General features: G+C 70.7%; 24 protein-coding genes and 1 pseudogene. 12 read left to right on the top strand and 13 right to left on the bottom strand.

Annotated elements, in window-relative coordinates:
* Positions 1 to 62 precede the first annotated feature (62 nt).
* The gene (locus ACFYY8_RS18195; protein WP_390042132.1) at positions 63 to 728 is read right to left on the bottom strand and encodes an RICIN domain-containing protein; all 666 of its coding nucleotides are present in this window, start codon (positions 726 to 728) and stop codon (positions 63 to 65) included.
* A gap of 344 nt (positions 729 to 1,072) precedes the next feature.
* Between ACFYY8_RS18195 and ACFYY8_RS18190 the strand changes: the two genes are divergently transcribed.
* The 3 genes from ACFYY8_RS18190 (at position 1,073) to ACFYY8_RS18180 (ending at position 5,932) form a co-directional block, all read left to right on the top strand.
* Positions 1,073 to 3,136, top strand: a complete 2,064-nt coding sequence (locus ACFYY8_RS18190) for an ATP-binding protein (RefSeq protein WP_390042130.1) — start codon at positions 1,073 to 1,075, stop codon at positions 3,134 to 3,136.
* A gap of 364 nt (positions 3,137 to 3,500) precedes the next feature.
* The gene (locus ACFYY8_RS18185; RefSeq protein WP_390042128.1) at positions 3,501 to 4,649 is read left to right on the top strand and encodes an alanine racemase; all 1,149 of its coding nucleotides are present in this window, start codon (positions 3,501 to 3,503) and stop codon (positions 4,647 to 4,649) included.
* On the top strand, positions 4,646 to 5,932 hold the full coding sequence (locus ACFYY8_RS18180; RefSeq protein WP_390042126.1) for a ferric iron reductase: 1,287 nt from the start codon (positions 4,646 to 4,648) through the stop codon (positions 5,930 to 5,932). Before ACFYY8_RS18185 ends, ACFYY8_RS18180 begins: the two co-directional genes overlap by 4 nt.
* A gap of 30 nt (positions 5,933 to 5,962) precedes the next feature.
* Here ACFYY8_RS18180 and ACFYY8_RS18175 read toward each other — a convergent pair.
* Positions 5,963 to 6,187, bottom strand: a pseudogene (locus ACFYY8_RS18175) (MerR family transcriptional regulator); the annotation flags it as partial.
* A gap of 77 nt (positions 6,188 to 6,264) precedes the next feature.
* Positions 6,265 to 6,612, bottom strand: a complete 348-nt coding sequence (locus ACFYY8_RS18170) for a hypothetical protein (protein WP_390042124.1) — start codon at positions 6,610 to 6,612, stop codon at positions 6,265 to 6,267.
* A gap of 171 nt (positions 6,613 to 6,783) precedes the next feature.
* On the opposite strand from ACFYY8_RS18170, the gene ACFYY8_RS18165 reads away from it, so the two are divergent.
* On the top strand, positions 6,784 to 7,188 hold the full coding sequence (locus ACFYY8_RS18165) for a winged helix-turn-helix domain-containing protein (RefSeq protein ID WP_390042122.1): 405 nt from the start codon (positions 6,784 to 6,786) through the stop codon (positions 7,186 to 7,188).
* A gap of 211 nt (positions 7,189 to 7,399) precedes the next feature.
* On the opposite strand, the gene ACFYY8_RS18160 is transcribed toward ACFYY8_RS18165, so the two are convergent.
* Positions 7,400 to 7,528, bottom strand: coding sequence for a hypothetical protein (locus ACFYY8_RS18160; protein ID WP_390042121.1), 129 nt, complete (start codon positions 7,526 to 7,528; stop codon positions 7,400 to 7,402).
* Between the two features lie 31 nt (positions 7,529 to 7,559).
* On the opposite strand from ACFYY8_RS18160, the gene ACFYY8_RS18155 reads away from it, so the two are divergent.
* Both ACFYY8_RS18155 and ACFYY8_RS18150 read left to right on the top strand, forming a co-directional pair.
* A complete protein-coding gene (locus ACFYY8_RS18155; RefSeq protein ID WP_390042428.1) occupies positions 7,560 to 7,796 on the top strand; it encodes a helix-turn-helix domain-containing protein in 237 nt (78 codons plus the stop codon).
* Between the two features lie 95 nt (positions 7,797 to 7,891).
* Positions 7,892 to 8,677: an FAD-dependent oxidoreductase gene (locus tag ACFYY8_RS18150; RefSeq protein ID WP_390042119.1), complete on the top strand. Its 786-nt coding sequence runs from the start codon at positions 7,892 to 7,894 to the stop codon at positions 8,675 to 8,677.
* A 42-nt stretch (positions 8,678 to 8,719) separates the two neighbouring features.
* Here ACFYY8_RS18150 and ACFYY8_RS18145 read toward each other — a convergent pair whose 3' ends face one another.
* Positions 8,720 to 9,682 carry an alpha/beta hydrolase gene (locus ACFYY8_RS18145; protein WP_390042117.1) on the bottom strand — a complete coding sequence of 321 codons (963 nt, stop codon included), beginning with the start codon at positions 9,680 to 9,682 and terminating at the stop codon, positions 8,720 to 8,722.
* A gap of 106 nt (positions 9,683 to 9,788) precedes the next feature.
* Between ACFYY8_RS18145 and ACFYY8_RS18140 the strand changes: the two genes are divergently transcribed.
* A complete protein-coding gene (locus tag ACFYY8_RS18140; RefSeq protein ID WP_390042115.1) occupies positions 9,789 to 10,442 on the top strand; it encodes a TetR/AcrR family transcriptional regulator in 654 nt (217 codons plus the stop codon).
* A 177-nt stretch (positions 10,443 to 10,619) separates the two neighbouring features.
* Here ACFYY8_RS18140 and ACFYY8_RS18135 read toward each other — a convergent pair whose 3' ends face one another.
* The 3 genes from ACFYY8_RS18135 to ACFYY8_RS18125 form a co-directional block, all read right to left on the bottom strand.
* Complete coding sequence (locus tag ACFYY8_RS18135) at positions 10,620 to 11,408, bottom strand: MerR family transcriptional regulator (RefSeq protein WP_390042113.1); 789 nt, start codon at positions 11,406 to 11,408, stop codon at positions 10,620 to 10,622.
* Positions 11,405 to 12,211, bottom strand: coding sequence for an alpha/beta fold hydrolase (locus ACFYY8_RS18130; protein ID WP_390042111.1), 807 nt, complete (start codon positions 12,209 to 12,211; stop codon positions 11,405 to 11,407). The genes ACFYY8_RS18135 and ACFYY8_RS18130 overlap by 4 nt, the downstream gene beginning before the upstream one ends.
* 196 nt (positions 12,212 to 12,407) lie before the next feature.
* Positions 12,408 to 13,364, bottom strand: coding sequence for a TetR/AcrR family transcriptional regulator C-terminal domain-containing protein (locus ACFYY8_RS18125; protein WP_390042109.1), 957 nt, complete (start codon positions 13,362 to 13,364; stop codon positions 12,408 to 12,410).
* A gap of 169 nt (positions 13,365 to 13,533) precedes the next feature.
* Here ACFYY8_RS18125 and ACFYY8_RS18120 point away from each other — a divergent pair, with 169 nt between their 5' ends.
* Positions 13,534 to 14,778 carry an FAD-dependent monooxygenase gene (locus ACFYY8_RS18120; protein WP_390042107.1) on the top strand — a complete coding sequence of 415 codons (1,245 nt, stop codon included), beginning with the start codon at positions 13,534 to 13,536 and terminating at the stop codon, positions 14,776 to 14,778.
* The gene (locus ACFYY8_RS18115; RefSeq protein WP_390042426.1) at positions 14,775 to 15,173 is read left to right on the top strand and encodes a group II intron maturase-specific domain-containing protein; all 399 of its coding nucleotides are present in this window, start codon (positions 14,775 to 14,777) and stop codon (positions 15,171 to 15,173) included. Before ACFYY8_RS18120 ends, ACFYY8_RS18115 begins: the two co-directional genes overlap by 4 nt.
* A 431-nt stretch (positions 15,174 to 15,604) precedes the next feature.
* On the opposite strand, the gene ACFYY8_RS18110 is transcribed toward ACFYY8_RS18115, so the two are convergent.
* Entirely contained in the window at positions 15,605 to 16,255 is a 651-nt protein-coding gene (locus ACFYY8_RS18110) for a DUF3159 domain-containing protein (RefSeq protein ID WP_390042105.1), read from the bottom strand.
* Positions 16,252 to 17,421, bottom strand: coding sequence for an FAD-dependent oxidoreductase (locus ACFYY8_RS18105; protein ID WP_390042103.1), 1,170 nt, complete (start codon positions 17,419 to 17,421; stop codon positions 16,252 to 16,254). Before ACFYY8_RS18105 ends, ACFYY8_RS18110 begins: the two co-directional genes overlap by 4 nt.
* Before the next feature lie 102 nt (positions 17,422 to 17,523).
* On the opposite strand from ACFYY8_RS18105, the gene ACFYY8_RS18100 reads away from it, so the two are divergent.
* A complete protein-coding gene (locus tag ACFYY8_RS18100) occupies positions 17,524 to 18,135 on the top strand; it encodes a TetR family transcriptional regulator (RefSeq protein WP_390042101.1) in 612 nt (203 codons plus the stop codon).
* Between the two features lie 103 nt (positions 18,136 to 18,238).
* On the opposite strand, the gene rox is transcribed toward ACFYY8_RS18100, so the two are convergent.
* On the bottom strand, positions 18,239 to 19,663 hold the full coding sequence (rox, locus tag ACFYY8_RS18095; RefSeq protein WP_390042424.1) for a rifampin monooxygenase: 1,425 nt from the start codon (positions 19,661 to 19,663) through the stop codon (positions 18,239 to 18,241).
* A gap of 513 nt (positions 19,664 to 20,176) precedes the next feature.
* Complete coding sequence (locus ACFYY8_RS18090) at positions 20,177 to 21,025, bottom strand: phosphotransferase (RefSeq protein WP_390042099.1); 849 nt, start codon at positions 21,023 to 21,025, stop codon at positions 20,177 to 20,179.
* Positions 21,026 to 21,215: 190 nt separating this feature from the next.
* Here ACFYY8_RS18090 and ACFYY8_RS18085 point away from each other — a divergent pair, with 190 nt between their 5' ends.
* Complete coding sequence (locus tag ACFYY8_RS18085; protein WP_390042097.1) at positions 21,216 to 23,891, top strand: LuxR C-terminal-related transcriptional regulator; 2,676 nt, start codon at positions 21,216 to 21,218, stop codon at positions 23,889 to 23,891.
* Positions 23,892 to 23,894: 3 nt separating this feature from the next.
* Positions 23,895 to 24,776: an alpha/beta hydrolase gene (locus ACFYY8_RS18080; RefSeq protein WP_390042095.1), complete on the top strand. Its 882-nt coding sequence runs from the start codon at positions 23,895 to 23,897 to the stop codon at positions 24,774 to 24,776.
* A gap of 474 nt (positions 24,777 to 25,250) precedes the next feature.
* On the opposite strand, the gene ACFYY8_RS18075 is transcribed toward ACFYY8_RS18080, so the two are convergent.
* Positions 25,251 to 25,850: a GntR family transcriptional regulator gene (locus tag ACFYY8_RS18075; protein WP_390042093.1), complete on the bottom strand. Its 600-nt coding sequence runs from the start codon at positions 25,848 to 25,850 to the stop codon at positions 25,251 to 25,253.
* Between the last annotated feature and the right edge of the window lie 4 nt (positions 25,851 to 25,854).

Raw genomic sequence — 25,854 nt, 5'->3', positions numbered from 1 at the left:
CGCCCGAAGAGTCGCCCGGACGACGGCGGACGGAGTGTTCCTCACTCCCCGGCGTCATGACCTCAGTGGACCGGAGGGTTGCCCCAGGGGTACTGGAAGCCCCACACCTGGTTCCAACGGTTCCCTTCCGTACCTGTCCTGATGCAGTTCCATGCCTGCAGGCGTGCCTGCTGGCCGGGTATACCGCTGGAGGAGGCGTCCAGGCACCTGCCGTTCGCGCGGTTCCTGATGATCATGTAGGTCTCGGGGAAGCACACGCAGGGCTCGTGCGGCGGGATGATGTAATCGGTGCGCCACTCGGCCGGCGCGTACCCGGACTCGCAGTAGGTGTCCTGAACGATGGACACGCCCTCGCGGGGGTCACCGTCCAGGAGCTGCAGGCACTGACCGGAGTGACGCGCCTTTATGCGGAAGTATCCATTTCCGCTGTCGAGGAACTCGAACTCCTGTGAGTAGTTGGCATTGTCCGGCCACAGGAAGACGCCCTGCCTCGGATTGGTGGACGCCCACATCACGTCGGCGCGCAACCCGCTGATCCGATTCACGATCTCCGCGTAACGCGTGTCCGCGTACGCCGGCGTGGACGTGCCGGCCGCGAAGGACACGGCCACCAGGACCAGCGCCATGATCAGGGCGCTGAACGTCAACCGCTTCTCCCCGGGACGCGAGGAGGTCGGGGTTCTGCCTTTTCGCATCAAACAGTCGACCTTGGCACGGGAAAATCTCATGATTTCTCCTCGTCTGGTCTGAACAATGAAGGCCGCGTGCGGGCGGGTTCACCGTGGTCCTGTCGTGGCACGATTTCGGTGGTCTCCGGCACCGATAATGGCCATGCCGGAAAAATGGGCCTCTCCCTTCGACGGTTGAGCGTGGTTGACTCTGATGATCAGGAGGATGAACCCGGGGTAGGGGTGATCGGTGATCCGCGGCTCACGGCGTCGCACCACTCGGCACGCCTCGGATTTCTCAGGTGCCGTCTTCGCTTTTCGCCGACGCCAATGTTAAACAGGCGTGCCGCGGACGGCGATGACGTTCACCCACCGAATGCTCACCGAGCACCGGATGAAATGCGATGAGCGATTTCGGGGCCGTGCTCAGACGATTACGGCTCGCCGCGGGGCTGACCCAGGAGGCGCTGGCCGGAAAAGCGGGAATCAGCGCCAGGGCGGTCAGCGATCTGGAGCGTGATCCGGATCGGTCCCCGCGGCCGGACACCGTGACGCTGCTCGCGGACGCACTGGGGCTGAGGCCGGAGCAGCGAGCCCGGTTGCTGGCCGCGGTGCGCCCACGGGCCGGCCATCCGCCGATCCCCCGGCCGCTGACTCCGTTGATCGGCCGGGACGACGTGGTGGCCGCGTTGGCCGAATTGCTCGGTGGAGGCGAGGTCCGGCTTCTCACTCTCACCGGGCCCGGCGGAGTGGGCAAGACCCGGGTGGGGCTGGAGGTCGCCTTCCGGGTCGCCGGGGACTACACCGACGGTGTCGTCTTCGCCGACCTGGCACCGTTGCGTGACCCGGATCTGGTGATCGCCGCCGTCGCGCGAGGATTCGGTCTGGACGATCGGGACGCCACCCCGGTGGGCGAGCGGCTGGCCGTCGTGTTGCGCGAGAAGGCGGCGCTGCTGGTGCTCGACAACTTCGAACACGTGGCGCGGGCGCGCACCGACGTCCTCAGACTGCTGACCGCGTGCCCGGGCGTGACCGCGCTCGTCACCAGCCGTGTCCCGTTGCGGGTGCGCGGCGAACGGGAGTACCGGATCGCGCCGCTGGAGGTCGCGTCCTCATGCGCGGTGTCCTCACCCGCAAGCGAACTGTTCGTGGAGCGGGCCCGCGCGAGTGGCGTCGACGTGGCCGGAAACGTGACGGTCGCCGAGATCTGCCGCCGTCTGGACGGCCTGCCGCTGGCGATCGAACTGGCCGCCGCCCGGGTCCGGCTGCTGTCCCCCGAGCAGCTGCTCGACCGGCTGGACCAACGGTTGCCGCTGCTGACCGACGGGCCCCATGACCTTCCCGACCGGCAGAAGACGATGAGCGACGCCATCGCGTGGAGTTACCAGTTGCTGTCCGAACCCGCCAAGGCGTTGTTCAGGGCCCTGAGCGTGTTCGCGGGCGGCGCCACGCACGCCGCGGCGCAGGCGGTCAGCGGGGACGCCGACTTCCTCGGCAACCTCACAGAACTGGTCGACGCCGGTCTCGTGCAGGCCGTCCCCAGAGTGACGCTCCTGGCGACCATCCGCGAATACGGGCTCGCGCGGCTTCACGGCGCGGGTGAACACGACACGATGGCTCAGCGTCACAGCGCGTACTTCCTGGCGGTGGCCGAGCAGGCCACGGTGACGTCACCGGTACTCGCCCAGGAGCAGGACAACCTGCGCACCGTGCTTGATCGGGCGCTGCGGAATCCGGATCCGGACGTCGCCATGCGACTGTGCGCCGCGCTGTGGCGGTTCTGGTTCGAGCAGGGGCAGGCCGCCGAGGGGCTGGGACGGCTGGAGAGCGCGCTCTCACTCCCCGGAGCCGACCGGGTTCCCCTGTCCGTCCGTCTTCTGGCGCTGACCGGAGCCGCCCAGCTGGCCATCGACCGCTCACTGTTCGACACCGCCCGGCGCCGATGCGAGCGGCTTGTCGCCCTGGCCGGGCACGACGGCGCCGAACACCATCTGGTCACCGCGCTCACCACCCGTGGGCAGCTCGCCAGGCAGGAGAATCGGTACGAGGAGGCGCTCAGGGACTACGAGGCGGCCCGCGTCCTCGCCGAACGGAGCGGGGACGCCGGCGGAAGCGCCGCAGCGTTGATCGGCCTGTCCTACGTCCTGCTCCTCGTCGGTGACTCGGCGCGTGCCTACGCCCTGACGGAACAGGGACTCGCCGCCGCTCGTGAGGCCGGAGACCGGCGTGGCCTCGGCGACGCGCTGCTGCTGTCGGCCTTTCTCGCGTTGCACACCGGCGAGTACGCGCGTGGGGACGCGAACGCCACCGAGGCGGTCGAGCTGTACAGAACGCTGGAGGACACCTTCGGCACCGCGCGGGCGCTGCGGACGCTCGACCTGATCGAGGCCGCGCTCGGCGCGGACGCCGTCACCTCGGCGCTCCCCCGTTCCCTGCCCGAGCTCATCGAGTCCGCCCGTGACCTGTGATCCGAATGTCACCGCGCCGGTACTACACCTCTGATCACAAACAACTACCTTTCGTATCTATCCTCACACCTTGCGTGACCATGGTTGGAGTTCCATGCCCTCACGACGCGCTCTGCCGGTCACCGCCACGACCCCGCCCCTCGCCCTGACCCGCTCCCCCGGCCCGGGGTCACAAGGCCGAAGCCCTGAGCACGGTCTCGTCCGTGCGCCCGCTCGCGCCAAGCCCGTCCCGGCCTGCCGGAACGGGATGGGCTGAACCCCCTCACCGGGGACTTCGGTTGTCACGGAAAACGACGTCCCCCGACGTGACCCGCCCTGAGGCGTCGTGTCACAGCCATGCGCGAAACCCGACCTTGGAGGTGCGATGCTCCCGCAGGCGAAGGCTCTGCGACTCGCGGCGGCAGACATGCTGCCCGCGTACATCTACGATCTGGACGACCTTCGCCGCCACGCCGGTGTGGTCACCGGTGCGATGAACGGCGCCGCTCAGGTGTTGTACGCCGTCAAGGCCAACCCCGACGCACGGGTTCTGCGCGCCCTGGCGCCCTTCGTTGACGGGTTCGAGGTGGCCTCGGGCGGTGAACTGGCCTTCGTACGAAAGCTCTTGCCGCAGGCATGGGTCGCCTTCAGCGGCCCCGGCAAGACCGGCGCCGATTTGAACCTCGCGCTCGAACTCGGCGTCGAACGGGTGCACGTGGAGAGCCCCGGCGAACTCGCCAGAATCGCCCGGATCACCCGAGGGCGGCCGGTGGACATCCTGTTGCGGGCCAATCTGCGTCCGCCCGCCGTAAACGGACAGGCCACAACCGTCACGCCGTTCGGCATGGACGAACCCACGTTGGAGGCGTGCCTGCCGATCCTGCGCGCGACTCCCCGGATCCGCATGCGCGGCATCCACACCCACCTGGCGTGGGGCCTGCCCGCCCCCGAGATGGCCGAGGTGGCCGCCCACGTCGTCACCTGGGCCTCGTCCTGGCTGAACCGGCACCTGCCGGACGTCGAGCATCCCGAGATCGATCTCGGCGGAGGGATGCTGGTCGACTACACGGATCCGGACAGTCGTTTCGACTGGACGGCCTACGGTGCCGCCCTGGTGGCCCTGCGCTCCCCCGGGCCGCTGCGCGTCGAGCCTGGACGCTCGCTGTGCGCCTACCAAGGCTGGTACGTCACCGACGTCCTGGATATCAAGACCAGCCACGGACAATGTTTCGCGGTGCTGCGCGGCGGTACCCAGCATCTGCGCACCCCGGTCGCCAGGGGACACGACCAGCCGTTCACCGTCATCCGCCCCACCGGCCGGACACCCGCGTACAGCGGCACGATCACCCTGGTCGGCCAGCTCTGCACCCCCAAGGACGTCTTCGCCCGAAATGTGTCCGTCACCGGGCTGAGCCCCGGCGATCTGATCGTCTTCGGTCTGGCCGGCGCCTACGCCTGGAACCTGTCCCACCACCAGTTCCTCATGCATCCCGAACCCACCTTTCACTACCTCGACCGGGAGGGCGCATCGTGATCATCGACGAGTCCGGAGACCCGCAGCAGACCTGGCAGTACGCGGAGCGATACCTGGGCGGCGGCACCCGTGACTACAGCGCCTACTCGGCGCACCTGGACATCGGCGACCGTTACCACCCGCAACGGGGACTGCCACGCTTCCAGGTGCCCACCTTCCGGGTGCCGCCCGAGGTGGGCACGTTCCTGGCCGGAGACCTGCCGAGCAAGGTGAGCGGCCTGTACGGCGGCGCGGACGAATTCCTGCTGCCCGTCCATCCGGAGACGCTCGCCTACCCGGACCTTACGGAACGTCAGACGCTGCGCCGCCTGCGACGCGGTCCCGAGCTGACCGTCGTACCCTCCGCCAACGCCCGCACCGTGTTCGTCGAACGCGTCGGCGGCGCGTCCACCGAGCCGCACTTCGTCAAACTGCACTACCCAAAACGGCTGTCACGCTTCACCCGCCGCCTGCGGCAACCGATCATCACCCTTGAGCTGTGGACGGCCGCGGAACTGACCCGCAACGAGCTCCCCGTGCTCTGCGAGGTGGCGGGCGGAGTTCTGGGACACCGGCCGCACGACGCCTGGGGCTTCCTCGTCCGCGAGGCGGGCCCGCGCACGGGCACCGCCGTCGGACCGCCCGGCGGGAACTCCGCCACCACTGACATCCTCGCCTCGCCCCTGCGGTACACGGTGCCGCTGTTCGCCCTGTACGGCCGTGACATCCTCCAGCCTCGGCACCCCGCCGTGCTGACGCAGCTCATCTCCCGTAGCGGCGAAGACCCGACGCAGTGGCTGGTCCGCCGCGTGGTGGCACCCATGGTCGCCCTGTGGACCCGCGCCGCCACGCGCACCGGATGTGCCCTGGAGATGCACGGCCAGAACACCCTGTTCGGCTACGACCTCGACGGGCGTCGCACGGCCGTCTTCTACCGGGACTGCGCCATCAACGTCGACCCGGCCATCCGCCTGCGGCAGGGCCTGACGCGTCCACTGCCACCGGTCAACATCATCTCCCGCGACGTACGGCACCCCGCCGCGCACGTCTTCAGCCTCGCCTACGACAGCTTCATGGCCCACCACGCGCTGGAGCGCCTGGTCCAGGTCGCCGCCGACACCCTCGCCGTGGACCCCCACCGGCTGCGGCAGGCGGCCTGCGAGGCCTTCGTCGCGCACGAAGGCCCGACTCTCGGCCTGCCCTCCACCGTCTTCTACTACGACGACGAACTGCACCCCGACGGGCGGTGGTCCCTGCTCGACACCGGCGCGAGCCCCCGCTGGCGGCCGGGATCGCCCGCGTGAGGGGCCGCTCCGTCCGGTGTCGAGCAGTTCGGTGACCTCCTCCAGCGTGAAGCCGAGCCGCTGCGCGGCCTTGATCACGGTCAGCAGGGTGACCGTCTCGGGAGGGTAGGCGCGGTGGCCGCCGGGGCCGCGCACCGGCTCGGCGATCAGGCCGCGCCGCTCGTAGTAGCGCAGGGTCTGCGGGTTGACCCCGGCGCGTTCGGCCACCTGCCCGCTGCGCAGGTACGGCCCCTGCGGCACGATGTCCTGTCTCATGTCCGCCGCTCCGCTCCGGTGACCGGCCCGGTTTCCAGGAGTGCGGGCACGCGGTCCGTCACCGTCGTCTCCCCGGCTCAGAGCGCGGCTGCGGTGCTCGCGCGGGACTGCAACGCGTCCAGTACGTCGACGTGCTCGGGCGGCACCGTCACCTCCAGCGTGAGGCCGCCGCCGGTGACGGTCAGGGTGAAGGCGAAGAAGGAGCAGCAGCCGTTCTCCCCGGCCGTCAGTTCGGCGGCCCGGGCGGCGTTGTCCGGGCTGAAGGCGAGGTCCAGGCGCAGCCGGGTGTGCTCCGGCCGCGCCACGCCCCGCACCGCGTCGGCGAACAGGGCGTCGAACTCGGCCACGCGCAGAGGGCGCCCGGCGATGGTAAGGGCGCAGGAGGAAGGGACCCATCCCAGGTCAACGGCGATGTCCTGTGTCATGTCTCGACGGTAAACCTGTACCTAGGCACCGGATGCAAGCCTCCTTCGGCATGACACCGGAATCCGATCCCCGACCGCGGCGGCGGACCGCCGTGGCCCGGATCCCCCACTGTTCAGTCCTAACTGAATCAACTCTTGGCTTGATTCAGGATCCGCTGTATCGCCCAAGGCATGGAGAGCTCCGACCGCCCTGCCCTCGCCGTGGCCGTCAACGCCGAAGCACTGGCCCGCGTCGGCACCGCGCTGGCCGACGAGAACCGGCGCAGGCTGCTACTGGAGTTGCTGAACGAACCCGCCTACCCCGCCGACCTGGCCGAACGCCTCGGCATGACACGCGGCAACGTCTCCAACCACCTGGCCTGCCTGCGCGGCTGCGGGCTGGTGCGCACCGTCCCGGTCGGCCGCCGGGTGCGCTACGAGCTGGCCGACGCCAAGCTCGCGCACGCCCTGGCCGAATTGGCCTCCCTGGTGCTGCTGGTCGACCAGGGCGGGAACTCCTCCGCCGGAGAGGCCTGCGCTCCCGGCGACTACGCCTGCACGGCCGACGTCGCCCAGGAGGAGACGGATCATGTCTGACGCGTGCTGTGCCCCCGACACGCACCGGGACGACACGCCCGCGGCGGCGCCCTCGGCGATATGGCGGGTGCGAGAGCTGCAGGCGGCCACGGTCTCCGGAGCGCTGCTGCTGGCCTCCCTCCCCGCATCCGGCATCTGGCGGGCGGTGCTGCAGCTCGCGGCGCTGGCGACCGGCGCGGCCACGTTCGTACCCGGTACGCTGCGCGCCCTGTCACACGGCCGGCTCGGTGTCGGCCTGCTGATGACCGTCGCCGCCGCCGGCGCGGTGGCTTTGGGCGAGTACGGCGAGGCCGCCACGCTGGCCTTCCTGTTCGCCGTCGCCGAAGGGCTGGAAGGCCATGCGGTGGCCCGCACCCGGCACGGCCTGACACCTGTCCGACAGCGGGCTGTCCCATCTGTTCGCCAGCGAGCTGGGGCTGCCGTTCCGGCCCTACGTGCTGTGGACGCGGCCACGGGTGGCGATGTCGTCGCTGGCGGACGGCGCCCTGCTCACCGAGGCCGCGCACACGGCCGGGTTCGCCGACTCCGCCCACCTGACCAGGGTGGTCCGCCGGATGATGGGTCAGGCCCCCTCCACCCTGACGGCCGGGGTGCGCTGGCTTTCTTGACGCGCTCTCCGGGCTGAAGGCCGGGGCGTCACGGACGAACCCGATAGCAGGATCGTTCAAGCCCCGCCGCCACTCTCTCGGCCAGGCTTGATTGCGTGATTCTCGTGATCGGCGCCGGACAGGCGGGGCTCGCGGCAGGCCGTGAACTGCGCCTGGCCGGACATGACGTACTGCTGCTGGAGGCCCACCCGCGGCTGGGCGAGTCCTGGCGGCGCCGCTGGGACTCTTTGCGCCTGTTCACCCCCGCCTCCTTGAGCGCGCTACCCGGCCTGCCCATGCCCGGCGCCGACCGCTATCCGGGCAAGGACGAGGTGGCCGACTATCTGCGGGCTTACGCGGCCCACTTCGAGCTGCCGGTCCGGCTCGGCACCACCGTTTCCCTGCTGCGCCCCGCCCCCGGGGCGGGCTTCGAGGCGGTCACCCTCTCCCTCGGCGCACGGCAACCGGTCCTGCCCCAGCGGGTCCTCGGCACCGACGTCTTCACCTGGCTACAGGCACTCGGCGTGGTCCGCGCGCCCGTCACCAGCCGGCTCGGCCGCCGTGTCCGCGACCGCGATCCCCTCATCGGGCTCGGTCCCCGGGGCCTGCGCCGGATGGGAGTGCGCGTCGTCGACCGCGTCACCGCCGCCGACGGCCCGCTGCTGCGCACCGCCGACGGCCGGACCGTCGCCCCGCGGAGCGTGATCTGGGCGACCGGCTACCGTCCCGACTACCGCTGGCTGCGGGTTCCGGCGCCCTGGCCGACGGGCTGCCCCGCCACAGTGGGGGAATCAGCCCGGTACCCGGCCTGGCCTACCTGGGCCTGCCCTTCCAGCGCTGCCGCGGCTCGGCCCTGCTGGGCTGGGTGGGCGAAGACGCCGCACTGGTCGCCAGGGGCATGAAGGACCGGAGACGCCGCTGAGGTGGTGCGCATCGTTGCCCCGTCACCCCGCCAGGGCCGCGCGGAGGAACTCGAGGATCTCCGCTTGGGCGACCTCGGCCTGCGGTTCCACCCCTGGCAGGGTGAGGAACGCGTGCCGCGCCCCCGGATACTCGGTGAGCCGTACGGACGTCCCGGCCGCCCGCAGTCGCTCGGCGTAGCGGCGGCCGTGATCGGCGACCGCGTCCTTGGTCGGCACCACGAGCAGCGCGGGGGCGAGCCCGCTCAGATCATCGGCGTACAGCGGCGAGAACGCGCGGGCGTCGGTTCCCGGCGGGACGGCGAGCCGTCGCAGGAACCGCAGGAGCGACAGGGCAGGGGTCGGGCTGTAGGCGTACTCGGCCATGGAGGGGTAGTCGCACATCGTCTCGGTCACCTCGACCACGGGGTTGACCAGCACCTGCGCCCGGAGCCGCAGGCCTGTGTCCCGGGCCCGGACGGCCGTCAGGGCACTGACCAGCGCGCCGAAGCTCTCGCCGGCGACGGCCGTACGCGTTGGATCGACGCCCCACCGTGCGGCGTTTTCCACCATGTGCCGGAGCACGTCCCAGCCGTCGTCGGCGGCGTTCGCGAGCGGGCTGTCCGGGGAGACGAGGCGGTGCTCGACGGAGACGACGAGCGCGGGCAACCGGGCGGCGAGGCGGCTGTTGGTCCAGTCGCACTGTGCCGCTGTGCCCACAAAACCGCCTCCGTGCACATGGACCACGAGTGGCAGACCGGTCCTGGCGGTGGTTTCGCCACCGGCAGGAGACACCGGCCGGTACACCCGGACCGGAAGGTCGCGGCCCGGCAGCGCGACGTTCCGCCATTCGACGGCGGCCTCGGGGTCCGGCTCCCCGAGGATCGCCCGCGCCGCGCCGGACGCCCGCCAGCGGTTCTCCGCGGCGCGGTAGGCGATCAGTTGCTTGACCGTCATCGTGGAGAAGTCCGGCTCCAGCGGCCGTTCGACGGTAGTGGTCTCGCTCATCTCTCCTTCTCTCTTTTCAGTCAGCAGACGCCTCCATTATGCACGCGGTGCGTGCATCAGCAAGTGCATAAGATAGGCTGGGCCGGGCGTGGACGAGAGGGGCGAGATGGCAGGCCGAAGGCGTTGGTCGACGGAGGAAATCCTGGACACGGCGGCGGATCTACTGCGCACGGGCGACGCCGAGTCGTTCAGCGTCCGCAGGCTCGCCGCGACGCTCGGGACCGACTCCTCCAGCCTCTACCGGCACTTCCGCAACAAGACCGAGCTTCTGCGCGCGGTCGCCGACCGGATCCTGGTGGCCGCGATGGACGGCTACCGCCCCGAGGGTGACTGGAAGCAGCGCATCATCGCAACAGCCCTGCGCCTGAGAGAGGCCTTCGGCCAGCACCCCCAGCTCGCCGCGATCTGGGGACGCTACGGATCCGGCGGTACCGGTTCCCGGCTGGTCATGGAGGAGGCGCTACAGGCCTTGCGAGCCTCCGGCCTGCCCGATGAGGAGATTCCGTCCCGCTACCACCGGCTCGTGATCCTTCTCTCCGCGCTGATCGTCTCCGAGGCCGGCGTCGGCACCCTCACCCCGGACGAGTACGAACAGGGCATGGAGCAGTTCCGCGTCGCGGTCCTCGGGGCCGACCCCGACCGCTTCCCCGCCCTGGCCCACTTCGCCCGCGAGATCCGCCCCCTCGGGGCCGACCGCCGTGCCGCGTTCGATGAGATCCTCACCGCCCACCTCGCCCGGATCGAGACCGCGATCCCCTGACGCGCCTCCCGGGCCCCCGCTCGGGTCCGTGTCGGCTCTGTTCTGGAGCCATCTGAACCTGTACGGCAAGTTCGAGCTCGGCATGAGCAAACAGCTCGACCTCGGGCCGGGGCCAGCGGGTCAACAGTCAGGTGATCCTCTCTGAGTGACGAACGACCTTGGCGCCAATGGCAGGTCTCAGTCAAGGGGAGTCTGGTCCGCGATGTCGATGCCGGCCGAACGCAGACGCGCTTCGATCAACGCGGTCAGCCGGGTCCAGCCCGGCTTCCGCTCTTGTCCGTGGTAGGTGAGCAGGCTGTACCGGATCGCCCTGTCGGTGCGGTCCTGGAGGCCGGCCGGGATGGGCAGCAGTGCGGGATGAGCGATGAAGTGGTCGGCGATGGCCGTGGCAAGCTCGTCGATGCGAGGGTCGTCCGGCTCCCACTCGGCGGCATGCCACATGCGCTTGATCAAGGACATGTACTGAGGGTCGTCGAGGGCGCGCTCGATCCGGGAGATGTAGTCGTTGAAGCCCTCCGGCACCAGGGCTTTGATCAACACCAGGCCCTCCCGGGCCATCGTCACATCGTCCACGGTGAAGCCGAGATCGGGTGCCCGGTCCAGGAGAGCGAGAGCGCGTTCGGGCAGCAGGGCCCGGTCGCCGGTGGCGAGCCGGCGCAGCGTCTCACGCCGCGCGATCAGATCGTCGATCCGGTCGGTGAGGTGCCGTTCGGCGTCGACGAGTGCGGTGGCGAACCGGTCGGGATCGGCGTCGAGGATCGCCCCGATTTCGGCCAGCGGCACGCCGGCGCCGGCCAGTGTCCGGATCTGGACCAGCCGCAGCAGGTCGGCCGATCCGTAGCGTCGATATCCGGAGCTGTCGCGCCGGGGTTCGTCGATCAACCTGTGCTGGTGGTAGTGCCGGATGGCCTTCACCGTGACGCCGGCGAAGGCCGCCGCCTGGCCGATCGTGACGCCGTCCGTCATCTGCTCCGCCGGCCCCGTGATCGTGGGGCGTCGGCGAGCTCACGAACCGCGTCCGCGACCGCGCGGAAGTCCTTCCTCAGGATCTTGCTGTGGTTGCTGACGACCTTCGCGCTCACCTTGATGTTGGGGTTGCGGGCAAGCACCGGGGCGAGGGTGGCGCGCGCGCTCTCCATTTCATCATGGCCGCCTCCGAGGTTGGCGCCCGTGGCTACCACGTACCGGACCGGGAAGGTCGCACCGTCCAGGATCGGGCCGAGGGCGGCGGAGATCTCGATGAGCTCGATGTTGCTCTGGGCATGCTGCTCGGCGGACATCTTCGCGGCCATGCCCAGAGTGGAGAGCATCGGCAGCAGCCATCGCGACCGGCGCCACAGCCGCCGGATCCGTTCCGGGGGTGCGTCGGGGTAGTCGTGCGGGTAGGCGCCATCCACGGACACCACCCCGAGGGCGCGGTCCGGATGCCGGCTGACCCAGTGCACCGCGACCGGCGCGCCGTAGGACCAGCCGACCAGCAGCGGCTGGTCCACGCCTCTGGCCGCAAGGACGGCGTCGATGTCACGGACGTGCGTCTCGAACGAAGCGGCCGCGGCCGAACGCTTCGATCGGCCGCGGGCCCGCATGTCGTAGGTGATGTGCCGGTAGTCGCTGCCGAGTTCGGCGATGACCTGCCGCCAGTACGCCTGACTGGCGAACTGGCCGTTGAGGTAGATCACGGGGCGGCCGGGCCCACCGGTGTCGGTCACGGCCAGCGCGGTGTCGTCGATCGGCACCATGCCTGTCCACGCGGAGTTGAAATTGCTCACCCGTTCAGCGTGCACCCTGACCTAGGGTCAAGGTCAAACCCAGGGCGCAGGCATCGCGCGCGTTCGCCAAAGGGGCATGCGACCAAGCGCCTGACTTCGCCTGAACGCAAGGCGGGCAGTCACTCGGGACCCCTGAAACTCCGTACGGCGGCCGCGATCGCCTCGGCGGCTGAACACGTTCACAGATGGCTCGTGCCTAGGAGCCCTGGTCGCCGACCAGGGCCGCGAATCCGTCCAGATGGCGGGCCAGGCCGTACTCGAACAAGACGTCCAGATCGGGCGCCGCATCGCCCGAGATCGTCGCCAGGAGGGGGAACCTTCCGTCAGCGAGGAGTTCCTGCCGGCGCGAGCGCTCGGCTTCCGACCAGTGCTGCAAGGTCATGCCCGTGTTCCGCTCGGCCTCGGCCTCGGCTGCCTTGGACAGCCCGACGGTGACGACGAGCGCGTGCAGGGTGAGCGTCTCCTGGAACCGGACGTCCATGGGGAGATGGAGCTCCTCGAGCGCCCGCAGGGTCCACTCGGTGTGGGCCATCATGTTGGGGGCCAGAACGGGCCGGGTGAACGAGACGACATGGGGCAGCCACACGTGCCGCTGACAGAGCCGCCATTGCTGACGGGCGACTAGTTCGAGCTTGGCGCGCCACCCCTGCGGTCCGCGCTCGGGCAGATCGAGGTCGCCGAACACGATGTCGGCCATCTGGACCAGCAGTTCCTCCTTCCCGGTGACATGCCGGTACAGGGACATCGGCCCGAGTTCCAGCTTGGCCGCGAGCCGGCGCATCGACAGCGCGTGCAGCCCCTCGGTGTCGGCGAGGTCGACGGCGGCGCGGAGGATGCGCGTCCGGAGCATCTCCTGGTCGGCCGATTCGGCCTGTCGCGCGGCCGTGGTGTCGCGGTGCTGCGGGCGAGCGGGCCGACGGCCGGCCCGGGGGCTGACCACTGTGCCCGAACCGCCCTTCGTCTCGACGAGGCCCTCCTCGCGCAGAGCGGCCGTCACCTTGGTCGCGGTCGCGATCGCGACGCCCCACCGCTGTGCGATGGCCCGGATGGACGGCACTCGGTCGCCGGGGCGGAGATCGCCGCCGTCGATCCAGGAGCGGATCTCCGCGACGATCGCCCGGTAGGGCGGCTCCGGGCGCTGCGTCGATGGCACGTGGTCCTCCGGTCCGACGGGGACATGACAGGTATAGCGTACTAGTTCACTTTGTCACTTGCACTAGTTCACTTTTGCTCACGAACGTGATTACACGCCCTCACAGCGCCCATACGGTGTACGCACAAGGCGAAGATACGCCGTAGTCACGAACGTGGGGGAAGGGCGAATGAAGAACAGGGACATCCTCGTGTCAGGGGGCGGCATCGCCGGGGCGGCTCTGGCGTACTGGCTACGCCGGTACGGATTCCGGCCGACGGTGGTGGAGCGTGCGCCGGCGCCTCGCACGGGCGGTCACGCCGTCGACATCCGGGGCACCGCGCGGCAGGTGATCGAACGCATGGGCCTCGTTCCGCAGATCCGCCACGCTCGCATCGGAGCCCGCGGCATGGCCTTCATCGACGAAAGCGGCAAGCGGGTGGCGAGCCTGGGCACCGACGTGTTCGGGCCGTCCGGCGGGCCGGTCGCCGAGTGGGCGCTCCTGCGCACCGACCTGGCCCGGATCCTCCACGACGCGATCCGCGACGACGTCGAGTACGTCTTCGACGACGCGATCACCGACGTGCTGCAGGACGAGGACGGCATCACAGTGGCATTCGAGAAGGGGGTCTCCAGGCGGTTCGATCTGCTCGTCGGTGCGGACGGCGTCCATTCCAGCGTGCGCTGGCTGACGTTCGGCCCCGAGGACCGTTACGTCCGCGACCTCGGCTCCTTCATCGCGCTCTTCTCCGTCACGTCCGAGGTGGATCTGGACGGCTGGCAACTCATGTACACCATGCCCGGTGGTGACGGCCGTGCCGGCAGAACAGCGGGCCTGCGTCCGCTGACCGAACCGGGCAGGGCCCTCGCGGGGTTCTTCTTCCGTGCCCCCGGGCTCGAGTTCGACCGGCGAGACGTCGCCGCGCAGAAGCAAGTCGTCGCGCGCACCTTCGAGCACGCGGGATGGGAGGTCCCCGCTTTCCTGCCGCAGATCTGGGACGCGTCCGACTTCTACTTCGACCGGGTCGAGCAGGTGCAGGTCGGCACCTGGTCGACCCGCCGGACCGTGCTGGTGGGAGACTCCGCCTTCTGCGCCTCTCCCATGTCCGGGATCGGCACCAGCCTCGCCCTGGTCGGCGCCTACGTGCTCGCCGGTGAACTGTTCAAGGCCGGGGGCAACCAGCGGGTGGCCTATGCCGCGTACGAGAGGGGCATGCGCGAGTTCGTCGACCGGGCCCAGCACTTCGCCCGGACCGCCGGCGACGGTGGCCTGATGCCGGACACGCGGGCACAGATGTGGCTGCGGAACCAGTCCGTACGACTCGTGCGCTACCTGCCCAAACGCCTGGTCAGCCGAGGTCTGGAGTCGGTGGCCGACACCGTCGCGCTCGACGACTACGCCGATCCGGCACCTCACCGGTCCATCAAGCACTGAAGGAGGCCGTTCAGTCGATCAAGGACAAGGTGAAGGCGAAGACCCACAGGTCAACCCTCTATCAGGACCTGGACGAGCTGGTTCTCAGCCTCAACCGGATGCTGCGGGGGCGGGCGAACTACTTCCGGCACGGAGCGTCCAAGGACGTGTTCAACGCGATCGACGGCTTCACATGGCGCTGTGTCGCGAACTGGATCTTCCGAAAACACTCTCGGCTCAGCAGACAGGAGATGCGACGCAGATTCTGCCTGCCGGGCACATGGAAGATCGCCTGTGACGGTCGCGAGCTCACCGGCGCTGCCAGCGTCAAAGTGGTCCGCTACCGCTACCGCGGTCACACGATTCCGAACGCGTGGACCGTCCCGGAACCGGCAGCCGTCACAACCGACGGCTGACCAAAGAGACAAGACACGTAGAGAGCCCGGTGCCTTGAGAGAGGCACGCCGGGTTCGGCGGGCGGATCGGGGAAACGGACTGACCGCAAGGCCAGCATCGCGCCCCGATCCGACCCAGCAAGTAGCTCCGCGTGAGATCTGACCGGACAGAACGTTAACTCTGTCCGGTCTTTCGAATCACATTCGCCCGGATCAATGCCCTAGAACATCCGAACGCCGTGATTCGGCCACTGCCCCGACCCGGTTGTCCACAGCCGTAACCGCTCCGACGGCCACCCGCCGTCCGGGCCTTCTGACCAGCGCGGACGCTCTACTTTGCGGCTGGTGACACCGACCCGAGCGCCGGGCCTCCCGGTGGTGCCGCGTCGCCACGCACCATTCGAAACACGGCGGGCACAGAGCCGGTACACCGGCCGGACCGGATGCGGCCGTCAGCCGGGGCTCGGTGTCGTCGCGGCGGGCGCCGGCCCCGTGGGGTCCCCCTCGACGCGGAGGATGCGCCAGCTCAGATAGGCGCAGAAGACCGTCGCGGGCGCGGTCAGCAGTGTGCTGGCGATCCCGAGCGCGACCACCTGCCCGTCCAGGTACAGAGGCACCATCAACGCCGTGCCGAGGGCGAACTTCGCCAGGAAGATCGCCGTGCACCTCTGGTAGCGCCGCCGCCTCGCGCGATCTCGCCGCCAGCCGAACCGATCGCCGCGCGCCGCCCCCAGCACCAACCCGACCACCGGCCACCGCACCAGCACGGACACCAGGAACACGGCCCCGCCAGCCGCGCTGGTCAGCACACCCACAAGGTAGAAGTCGACCCCGCGCCCGGTACTCCCCGCCAGCGACGCGGAGACCCCCACCACGAGCAGCCCACCGGCCGCCTGCCAGTACTTCCTGTCGGTCCACACCCGGGCCACCGCGAAGACGAACACGCCGACGACCGCGACCAGCGCGGAGGCCGGTACACGACCGCTCGTCAGATAGGCGACCAGGAACAGCGCACGAGACGCGACGGCCTCCGCGAGCGTGCGCCAGCCACCCACCGCGGCGAACAGGGACAGCGACTTCCGCGTCAGCATGGTGAGGTTCATGCGCCCGGCTCCTCGGCACCGGTCCGCCGCCGGGCTCCCGGGCTGGTGGCGGAGAGGTTGTCGCGGCGCGTCGCGTCCTCGTAAGCGCCGATCGCGGCGTGCAGGTCCCGCTTTCCCCGGGCGGCTCGGACCAGTTCGTCACGGAGGCGGCGGGCGTCCCGCATCGCCAGGTTGCCGCCGAAACCCGGTGCCGCGTGGACGGCGTCGCCGATGAGCGTCACCGGAGTGGCCGGCCATGCCGGCGTCGGCGGGATCAGCCCGATCCGCAGCGCGACGGTGAGGTCCGGCCATGCCCGGTCGACGACCAGCCGCAACGTCTGGTGCATGCCTGCGGCCAGTCCCCTGGCCCGGTGCCACGCGTCGGCCGGTGATCCGGCGGAACCGAGTCGTTCCCGCGTGACGGACAGCGTCCACATCACGTAGTCCTCGGCTTCGGCGACGGCGCGGTGGTCCAGGGTGGGCAGCCACTCCTCCCGCGCGGCGGCCGGTGGCCGGGTGAACCGCAGCGCGCCCATCGCCATCATCGTGCCGTGCGACCGCGCGCTGGTGGCGCTGTGGCCGATCAGCTCGGGCAGCCCGGTGCCGGCCACTGCCCGCAGCGGTGTCGCCCCCATCACCATGCGCTTTCCCGTGTCGGCCACCCGCACGTGCGGTAGGTACTGGCGCCGGACCGCGGAACCGATGCCGTCCGCGCCGACCAGCACGTCCGCCGTGTCGGTGCCGCCATCGGCGAACCACGCCCTGACGGTGCCGTCGGCCCGCTGCTCGAACCGTGTGAACCGCGCCCCGAACCGCACCGTTTCCTCCAGTCCGGTCAGCAACACCGCCCGTAGCAGCGGCCGGTGCGCCTGCCGGCCGGGCCGCACCGGTCCCTCGGTACCGGCGAGCGGTTGGGCGCGCGCGACCTTGAGCTCCCCGTCCGCTTCGGACAGGAACAGCCTCCGTTCGCGCGGGCCGCCCATGGTCGCCTCCGCCATCGCGACGTGCCGCGGCGGCAGGCACGCGCGCAGCGCGGCGGTTCCCCTGTCGTCGAAATGCAGGCTGACGCCCTGCGGGCGCCCCTGTGGCCCGTCCCGCTCGTACACCGCGACGTCGACGCCCGCTTGGCGTAACCCGTGGGCCAGCGTCAACCCGCCAAGCCCGGCACCGACAACGATCACCCGCATCCCGCCCACCTTTCTTCATCGGTTGATGAAGTTCAGCGTACCCCGCGCCGGGGAAGAAACATCATCGACTGATGAAGAAAGGTCCGATAGGCTCTTCCCGCCATGACAGAACACAGTCGCCCCACTCGTCCCGGACGCTGGCGATCCGGCGAGCAGAGCAGGCAGCAGATCCTGGAGGCCGGCCGTACGCTGTTCCGCGAGAACGGCTACGGCGGCACGACGGTGCGCGCGGTCGCGGCCGAGGCGGGGGTGGACCCGGCCATGGTGTTCTACTTCTTCGGCACCAAGCAGGGCCTGTTCGCCGCGGCCACCGAGATGCCCGCCCACCTGACGTCGGCCATCGAGTCGATGTTCGCCGGTGGCCTCGACGGCATCGGTGAGCGCATCGTCCGGACGCTCCTGGAGAACCTGGATAAATCTGACCGCACACCGCTCGTGATGCTCACCCGGTCGGCCCCCACCCACGAGGCGTCGGAAGCGCTGCTCCGCGAATTCATCGACCGGGAGATCACCGGCCGGCTCGTGGCGACGCTCGGCACACCGGACGCCGCGCTGCGGGCGGGGATGGTGAACGTCCAGGTCCTGGGCCTCGCGGTGGCGCGTTACATCATGCGAATCGAGCCGATCGCCTCCGCGTCCACCGATGAGCTGGTGGCCCGGTTCGGTCCGGTCGTACAACACTGCCTTACCGGACGACAGGAGACGGCGTGGTGAGCACCGCTCACCACGCCGTCTCCTATGAGCCGCCAGGTCGGCGCCGCCGCCGAACATCGTTGCGACCTGGCGGCTCGACCCGAAGGCGACCGCTCAGACGAAATCAGTGAGCGGGCTCGCCGAACCAGCGGGAGAGGTGGTCGTCCAGGGCCTGCTGGTCGTCGCCGACCCAGGCGACGTGGCCGTCGGGGCGTAGCAGGACGCATGGAGCATCCAGCGCCGCGGTGGGATCCGCGAGGTGGTCGACCCGGTCCGACCAGCCGCCGACGGCCAGGCGTTCGGTGCGGTCCAGCAGCAGGCCCCGGCCATGACGCAGCAGATCGTAGAGGCGGCCCTGCTTCACCTCGATGTCGCGCAGACGGCGGCCAAGCAGGTCGGGGCCTGCGCCGAAGTCGTAGCGGACGCCGATCGCGGTGATCTTCTCGATCAGGTGGCGGTTCACCTCGTCGAAGTCCATCAGTTCGGTGAGCAGCCTGCGCACGGCTTGCGCGCCCGGTTCGGTGGACAGCAGTTCCGTCTGCGCGCGGGTGTTGTCCAGCACGTCCTCGGCGACCGGGTGACGTTCGGCCTGGTAGGTGTCCAGCAGCGTTTCCGGGGCCCAGCCGCGGATCTGCGCGGCCAGCTTCCAGCCGAGGTTGAACGCGTCCTGAACGCCCAGGTTCAGGCCCTGTCCGCCGATGGGCGGATGGATGTGCGCCGCATCACCGGCCAGCAGCACCCGTCCGACCCGATAACGCTCGGCCAGCCGGGTGGCATCCCCGAAGCGGGACAACCAGCGCGGGGAGTGCACGCCGAAATCGGTTCCGACGACGGCGTGCAACCGCTGTTTGAAATCTTCGAGGGTGGGCGGCTCCGCCCGATCGCCGACTCCCGCGGCGGGGACCAGAACGCTGTAGACCCCTCCCCCGAAGGGCCGGAGCCAGAATCGCTGATGGCTCTCGCGGACCTCGGCCGTCCTGGCGGCGATCTCCTCCTGCGGCACACCCACTTCCATCTCGCCCATCAGCGTCTCGGTCCGCGAGGGCTCGCCGGGGAAGCCGACACCGAGCAGTTTGCGCACCGTACTGCGCCCGCCGTCGCAGCCGACGAGATAGCGCGAACGCAGCCGTCGCCCGTCGGCCAGCTCGACGGTCACGCCCTCGTCGTCCTGCTCGAAACCGGCCACCGTCCAGCCGCGCCGGACCTGCGCGCCCAGCTCGATCGCGTGCTCTTCGAGGAGACGTTCGATGACCGGCTGCGGGATGCCCAGCAGATAGGCGTGCGCGGAGTCCAGGTTCTCGGGCGCGGGTTTGGGGATGGCGGCGAAGAAACCACCGGCCGGACGCCGCCTTCCGTGTTCGAGGACGCGATCCAGCAGTCCTCGCATCGCCATCAGCTCAAGACTGCGGGCGTGCAGACCGACGATGCGGACGAACGACTTGGGCTCGGTCTCCTTCTCAAGAACGAGCACCCGCACGTCGTGCAGCCGCAGTTCCGCGGCCAGCGTCGCGCCGGTCGGCCCGCATCCGGCGATGATCACGTCGAACACGAGAGGCGCGTGATCGGCGTCGGCGGTTGCCGGGGTGAAGTCGCGCTCGACCGTGTCGTTCGACGACAGCCCAGCGGTGACCTGCGAAAAGTCCATGGTGTTGCCTTTCGGGAGTGCCTTGTTGGCGAGGCGCTCCCGGCGACACCTACGTCGATCGCCCGGCCGTGACGGGGAGGGGGAGCACCCACATCGATACAGCGTTCATGGGTCTCACCTCCTCGGCGGTGTCACGGTCAGCTGCAAGCTACCAGCTCGACGCGATCCCGCCCACTCCTTTTTCCGCCGCGTGATCACGACTCCGGACGAGTCCGTGCGGCGGTCCCGCCGGTGCCGCACCGGCCACCGCGCGGCCATCACCTGGCTCTCCTCCGAACTCGATCTTCGCTACCCGAAGGATCACGCGAGGGCCGTCACCGCTTCCCGGAGCCATGCCTGTCACCGGCGAAAACCCGTACGTCCTCCGTGGACGCGACCCGCGGAACCCTCCCGGGCCGGGCCGCCCCGTCGAGGAGGTCACCCGGTCGAGGCATCTGCTTCCAACCACGCGACGACGTGCCGCGCGTAGCTGTCGGCGTTCGCCGGCGGCCTGCCGTCCAGCGCCGCGACAAGATGGGTCACCCCGAACGTCCGGTCCCAGACCCGGGCACGCCGGTAGGTGGCACCGTCGACGGCCTCGCGGAGATTGTCCCAGCCGTGCAGCCATCCCATGGTGGCGGCGTCGACCGCCGGGTCGAACAGATGAGCCCTGTCCCAGTCCAGAACGCCGATCAGCGTACCGTCGCCGCTCCAGTGGACGTTGTCCGCGCCGAGATCGCCGTGGACAAGACAGTCCGGGACCTCCTCCAGGGCCAGCGCGTCCTCCAGGCGCCGCCGGCCTTCCTCACGCCACCTGCCGGGCAGGCGCGGTATCACCTCTTCGGCCAGGACGTCGGCCCAGTGATGGCCGCCGGTGAAGGTGCGCGGCGCACCCAGTACGGCTCGCAGCCCCGGGGTGACGGCGGACTCCCGTAGAGCCCGGAGAAGCTCGCCGATCCTCACCGGATCACCCACTCCCTCGGGCAGTCCGGAACCGTCGATCCAGGAGACGGCGACCGCGGCGCGCGCTCCGAACATCGTCACCGGCGTCAGCGGCTCGGGCACCGCGAACGGCAGTCCGGCCGCCGCGATCGCCCGCAGCGCCTCGGTCCGCCGTGGCAGGGCCTGCGCCCCGGACGGCAGCCTGCTGACCCGCACCGCCGCGACCCCCGGGAGCAGGACGACGTCGTGGATCCCGCCGCGGAAGAGCCGCGCCGCTTTCAGCGAGGTTCCGGGGAGAAGGGCCTCGGCTATCTCCAGCAGCTCGCCGGACACCTGGTCACTCACCACGCCCATCTTTCCTTCGGGACAGCCCGTTCTCACCCGTGCTTGGTGACGGGCGAACGTGCTCGCGTCGCCGGTCGTTCTTCGCGGCCTTCCCAGCCAAGGAGATCTCGCTCACAGTCTTGCCGCCTCCTTAGGGCGCCTAACGGGCGCGGTCGACTTCTCCCGGAGGAGGGGCTCCTAGGGTGGGGGTGTGCTTTTTGGGAGATCGATGGAGATCGCTGCGCTTGACGGGGTGATCGCGGGGGCGCGTGAGGGACGCGGCGGCGCCGTGGTGTTGCGGGGGGAGGCGGGGGCGGGGAAGACCGCGCTGCTCGACGTGGCGGCGGCGCGGGGCGGGCCGATGCGGGTGTTGCGCACTGCGGGCGTCGAGTCGGAGTCCGATCTGGCGTTCGCGGCGTTGCACCAGGTGTTGTGGCCGGTGACCGGGTCGCTCGACGCGTTGCCCGAGCCGCAGCGCGACGCCGTACGCGCCGCGCTGGGCATGGCGGCGGGGGGCGCGGGTGACCGGTTCCTGGTGGGGGCCGGGGCGTTGTCGCTGCTGGCCGAGGCCGCCGCGCCTGACGGGCTCATCTGCGTGGTGGACGACTTCCAGTGGGTCGACCGTGCCTCGGCCGACGCGCTGCTGTTCGCCGCCCGGCGGCTCGGGACCGAACGCGTCGCCATGCTGTTCGCCGTACGCGGTGACGCGCCGGTCAAGGGCGTGACGGCGGCGTTGGACGTACGGGGGTTGCCGGAGGCGGCGGCGGACGAGTTGCTGGAGGCGCGCCACGGGGAGATGCCCGCGCCGGTGAGGCGCGAGCTCGTCACGCTGACCGGCGCGAACCCGCTCGCACTGGGTGAGATCGCCGCCCGGCTGACGCCCGCGCAGCTCGTCGGCCGTGAGCCGCTGCCCGACCCGCTGCCGGGCGGCGCCCGGCTGTTCGGCGACCTCGTGGCCGGCTTGTCCTCCGATGCCCGGCTGGTCGCGCTGGTCGCCGCCGTCGAGACCGACCTGTCCCTCGTCCTGCGCGCCGCCGCCGACCTGCTCCCCCGGCCCGGCGCCGAACCCGGGCAGGTCGTGGTGGGCGAGCTGGAGGCGGCGGGTCTGGTCGAGATGGCGGGCGACGGGGTGCGGTTCAGGCATCCGCTCATACGCTCGGCGGTCCACGAGGGAGCCCAGCCGGCTGATGTACGGCGGGTGCATGCCGTCCTCGCGGAGTCGGCCACGGGCGACCGGCGGGCCTGGCATCTGGCGGGGGCCGCGCTGGGCCAGGACGAGAGGGTCGCCGCCGCATTGGAGCAGGCCGCCGAACGGGCACGCGACCGGGGTGGATACGCCGCCGCCGCCACCGCCCTGGCCAGGGCGGCCGAGCTGACGCCCGGACGGCGTGCCCGAGCCGTACGGCTGAAGGACGCCGCTGTCGCGGCCTGGCTCGGCGGTCGTCCGGGACAGGCGGAGTCCCTGCTGGCCGAGGCCCGCGAACGCGCGGGCGCAGACGCCGCCCTGGCCATGGAGATCGCCCGGCTCAGGGGCAGGTTCGAACTCAACTCGGGCAACGCCGCCGAAGCCGTACGGATCCTCGCGGCGGGCGACGGCCTGGACATGCTGGCCGACGCCTCGGAGGCGGCCTCGTACGTCGGCGACATGGGCGCGGTCGTCGAGCTCGGCAGGCGGGCGGCGGCGCACCCGGAGGGGTTCCTGCGGGACGTCGTGGCCGGGATCGGCCTGACCGTGGACGGCGACGCCTCCGGACCGGTCCTGCTGCGGCGGGCGCTGACCAGGATGGGCGAGCCGGAGGACGCGGCGGGATGGCTGTGGGCGTCGGCCGCGGCCAGCTACCTGGGCGAACCGGATCTGGCCAACGAGCTGGCGGGCCGCGCGGGGCGGGTGGCCAGGGTGTCGGGGATGGCCGGGCAGTTGCCGGTGGTGCTGGAGTTCGTGGCGACCGCCGAGCGCATCGCCGGGCAGCTCGCGCGCAGCCAGGCCGTCTCGGAGGAGGGCTTGGAGCTGGCCCGCGAGGCCGGGTACGCCAACACGGTGGCCGCCCATCTCGCCAATCTGGCGGTGCTGGCCGCGCTGCGCGGCGAGGAGGAGGCCTGCGAGCGGCAGGCGCGGGAGGCGCTGGCGATCGCCGTCCCGCATCGGGTGGGGCTGCGGGTGGGGGTGGCCGCGTACGCGCGGGCGCTGCTCGACCTGTGCCTCGGCCGGTACGCCTCCGCGCACGACCGTTTCACGGCCATCGCGTCCGCGGGGCCGGGCGGCGGACATCCGACCGTGGTGTGGCGCACGACCCCCGACCGGGTGGAGGCGGCCGTGGGCGTGGGTGACGAGGCGGGCGCGCGGGCGGCGTTGGAGGCGTACGAGCGGTGGTCGGCGAACGCGGCGACGCCCGAGTCGCACGCGCTGCTGGCCCGCTGCCGCGGTCTCGCCTACTCCTCCGAGGACGCCTTCCGCGAAGCGCTGAAGCTGCACACCAACCCCTTCGAGGCGGCGAGGACGTCCCTGCTGCTCGGCGAACGGCTGCGCCGCGCGCAACGGCCGGGCGAGGCGCGGGCGCACCTGCGTACGGCGTGGGAGACGTTCGAGCGGGCGGGGGCCAGGCCGTGGGCGCGGCGCGCGCAGGAGGAGCTGCGCGCGGCGGGTGAGTCGCACGCGGCCCCGGCGCCTCTGCTGGACGCGCTGACCCCGCAGGAGCTGCGCATCGCGGGCCTGGTGGCCGACGGTCTGTCGAGCAAGCAGATCGCCGCCCAACTGTTCCTGAGCCCGCGTACGGTCGAGTACCACCTGTACAAGATCTATCCCAAACTGGGCATCGGCTCCCGTACGGATCTGGCGCGGCTAGTAGTTCTACAGAAGGCGCCCGTAGCCGGCGACGGCATGCTTTGAGACATGCAAAACGTCACCATCTGGAGTGAGGAGTTCGGCGCCGAGACGGACGCGCCGATCCTGTTGATCATGGGTTCGATGTCGCAGGCCATCCTGTGGCCGGACGAGTTCGTCGGCCGGCTGACCGCCGGAGGCCGCCGGGTGATCCGGTACGACCACCGGGACACCGGCATGTCGGGCACCGTCGACTTCGCGGCCCACCCGTACACGTGGAACGACATCAAGGACGATGTCTACCGCGTGATGGACGCCCACGGGCTGGACAGCGCCCACCTGGTGTGCCACTCGGCGGGCGGCCTGCTCGGCCAGTACGTCGCCGTGGAACGCCCGGAGCGGGTGCGTTCGCTGACCGTCATCGGCTCCTCGCCGCTCGGTGGCAGGGAGGGCGAGGTGATCATGCGGGCCCTGATGGGACAGCCGCAGCCCGAGGACAGTCTGCCGGAGCCTGAGCCGGCGTTCGTGGACTTCTACCGCGCGCTGATCGCCGGCCCGCCGCCGGAGGGCAGGCGCGCGACGATCGACGGCATGATCGCCGAACAGCGTCTCCTGCACGGCGACGAGCTGCCGTTCGACGAGGACGCGGCGCGCCGGCTGCAGGAGCGGATCTACGACCGTGCCCGCGACCTGTCGGCCGTGGCCAACCACCGGCTGGCCGCCATGGCCAAGCCGGACTTCGAGCCGGAGGGCGTGCTGCACCGGGTGAAGGCGCCCACCCTGGTCATCGAGGGCAGCTGCGAGCCGGCCAAGCCGGGCCACAGCGCGATCATCGCCGAACGCGTCCCCGGGGCGCGGCTGATGATCATCGAGGGCATGGGGCACACGCTGCCGCCGGAGGTGCACGAGGAACTGGCCGCCGCCGTCCTCGCGCACACGGCCGGGCGGTGACCGTGGCTCAGGCCGGGAACGCAGAACCCGGCGCGCGCCCGGCCCGCCGTTCTGAGCTCATGTGAACCCCTACGGCCGGTGCGGATCGGCCATGGAAACCCGGCTCGGCCTCACCGCGACGGCCACTGCGGTGATCAGGCGAACCCACATCCGCCGAAGTCGCCGGTTGACCTTCACGATTTCCAGTGATGCGTCCATGCCTTCGATGATCTTAGTCGCCCTGGTGGTTGACGATAGGGCTGCTCACCGATCAGGGGTAGAGGTCCTGCTGCCTCGGTGACGGGGCATGATGAGCGTCCGAGCGCGAAGTCCCGCCGATCACCTGAGGTCGTAACCGTCCGGTGAGCCTCGGGAGGGCGCGGCGGGAGACAACGTTCCGCTGCGCGACGCCCTCGCCCCTGAGAAGGTCCCCGGTCCGCTTCCGGACCTGACGAAGCCGCCGACGAGGCCGGCCTTCGCGGGGAGCCGGTGTGCTCAGTTGAGCGGGGCGTAGCCGAGGATGTGGTCGCGAAGCAGAGCTCCCGCGTCGGGGTCCCCGCGCTCGAACGCCGCCATGAGCGGCTCGTGGTCGGCGGTGTTCTCGCAGAGCCGCATCCGGAACAGCCGTATCGACAGGTGCGTCCACACCTCGATGCCGAGTGACTCCCACACCGCCAGGAGCACGTCGTTGCCCGAGGCCTTGACGATCTCGCGGTGGAACGCGACGCCGTGGTGTACCTGGTCGGCCACGGAGGAGGCGGCCGCGGCCTGTCGCAGGCCGGCGTGGTGGACCCGCAGCGCCTCGACGGACGGGTGCCGCAGCCGCACGGCCGTCTCCTCCAGGCCCGCCCGCACCTCGTAGATCTCGCGCAGGTCGGTCGCGGTGATCCGGCGGACCCGTGCGCCCTTGTGCGGCGACGACTCGATGAGCCGGAGCGCCTCCAGCTCGCGCAGTGCCTCGCGCACCGGAGCCTGGCTGACACCCAGTTCCGCCGCCATGTGCCGTTCCACGACGCGGTCACCGGGCCCCCATCGGCCGCTGATCAGGCCGTCGAGTACGGCCTGCCGGATCTGATCACGAAGCGGGAGTCGCATGACA

Origin of the sequence: Streptosporangium sp. NPDC001559 (assembly GCF_042893955.1) — a bacterium.
GTDB lineage: Bacteria > Actinomycetota > Actinomycetes > Streptosporangiales > Streptosporangiaceae > Streptosporangium.
Note: the sequence above shows the minus strand (reverse complement) of the source record. Positions and strands in the feature narration are given on the sequence as shown.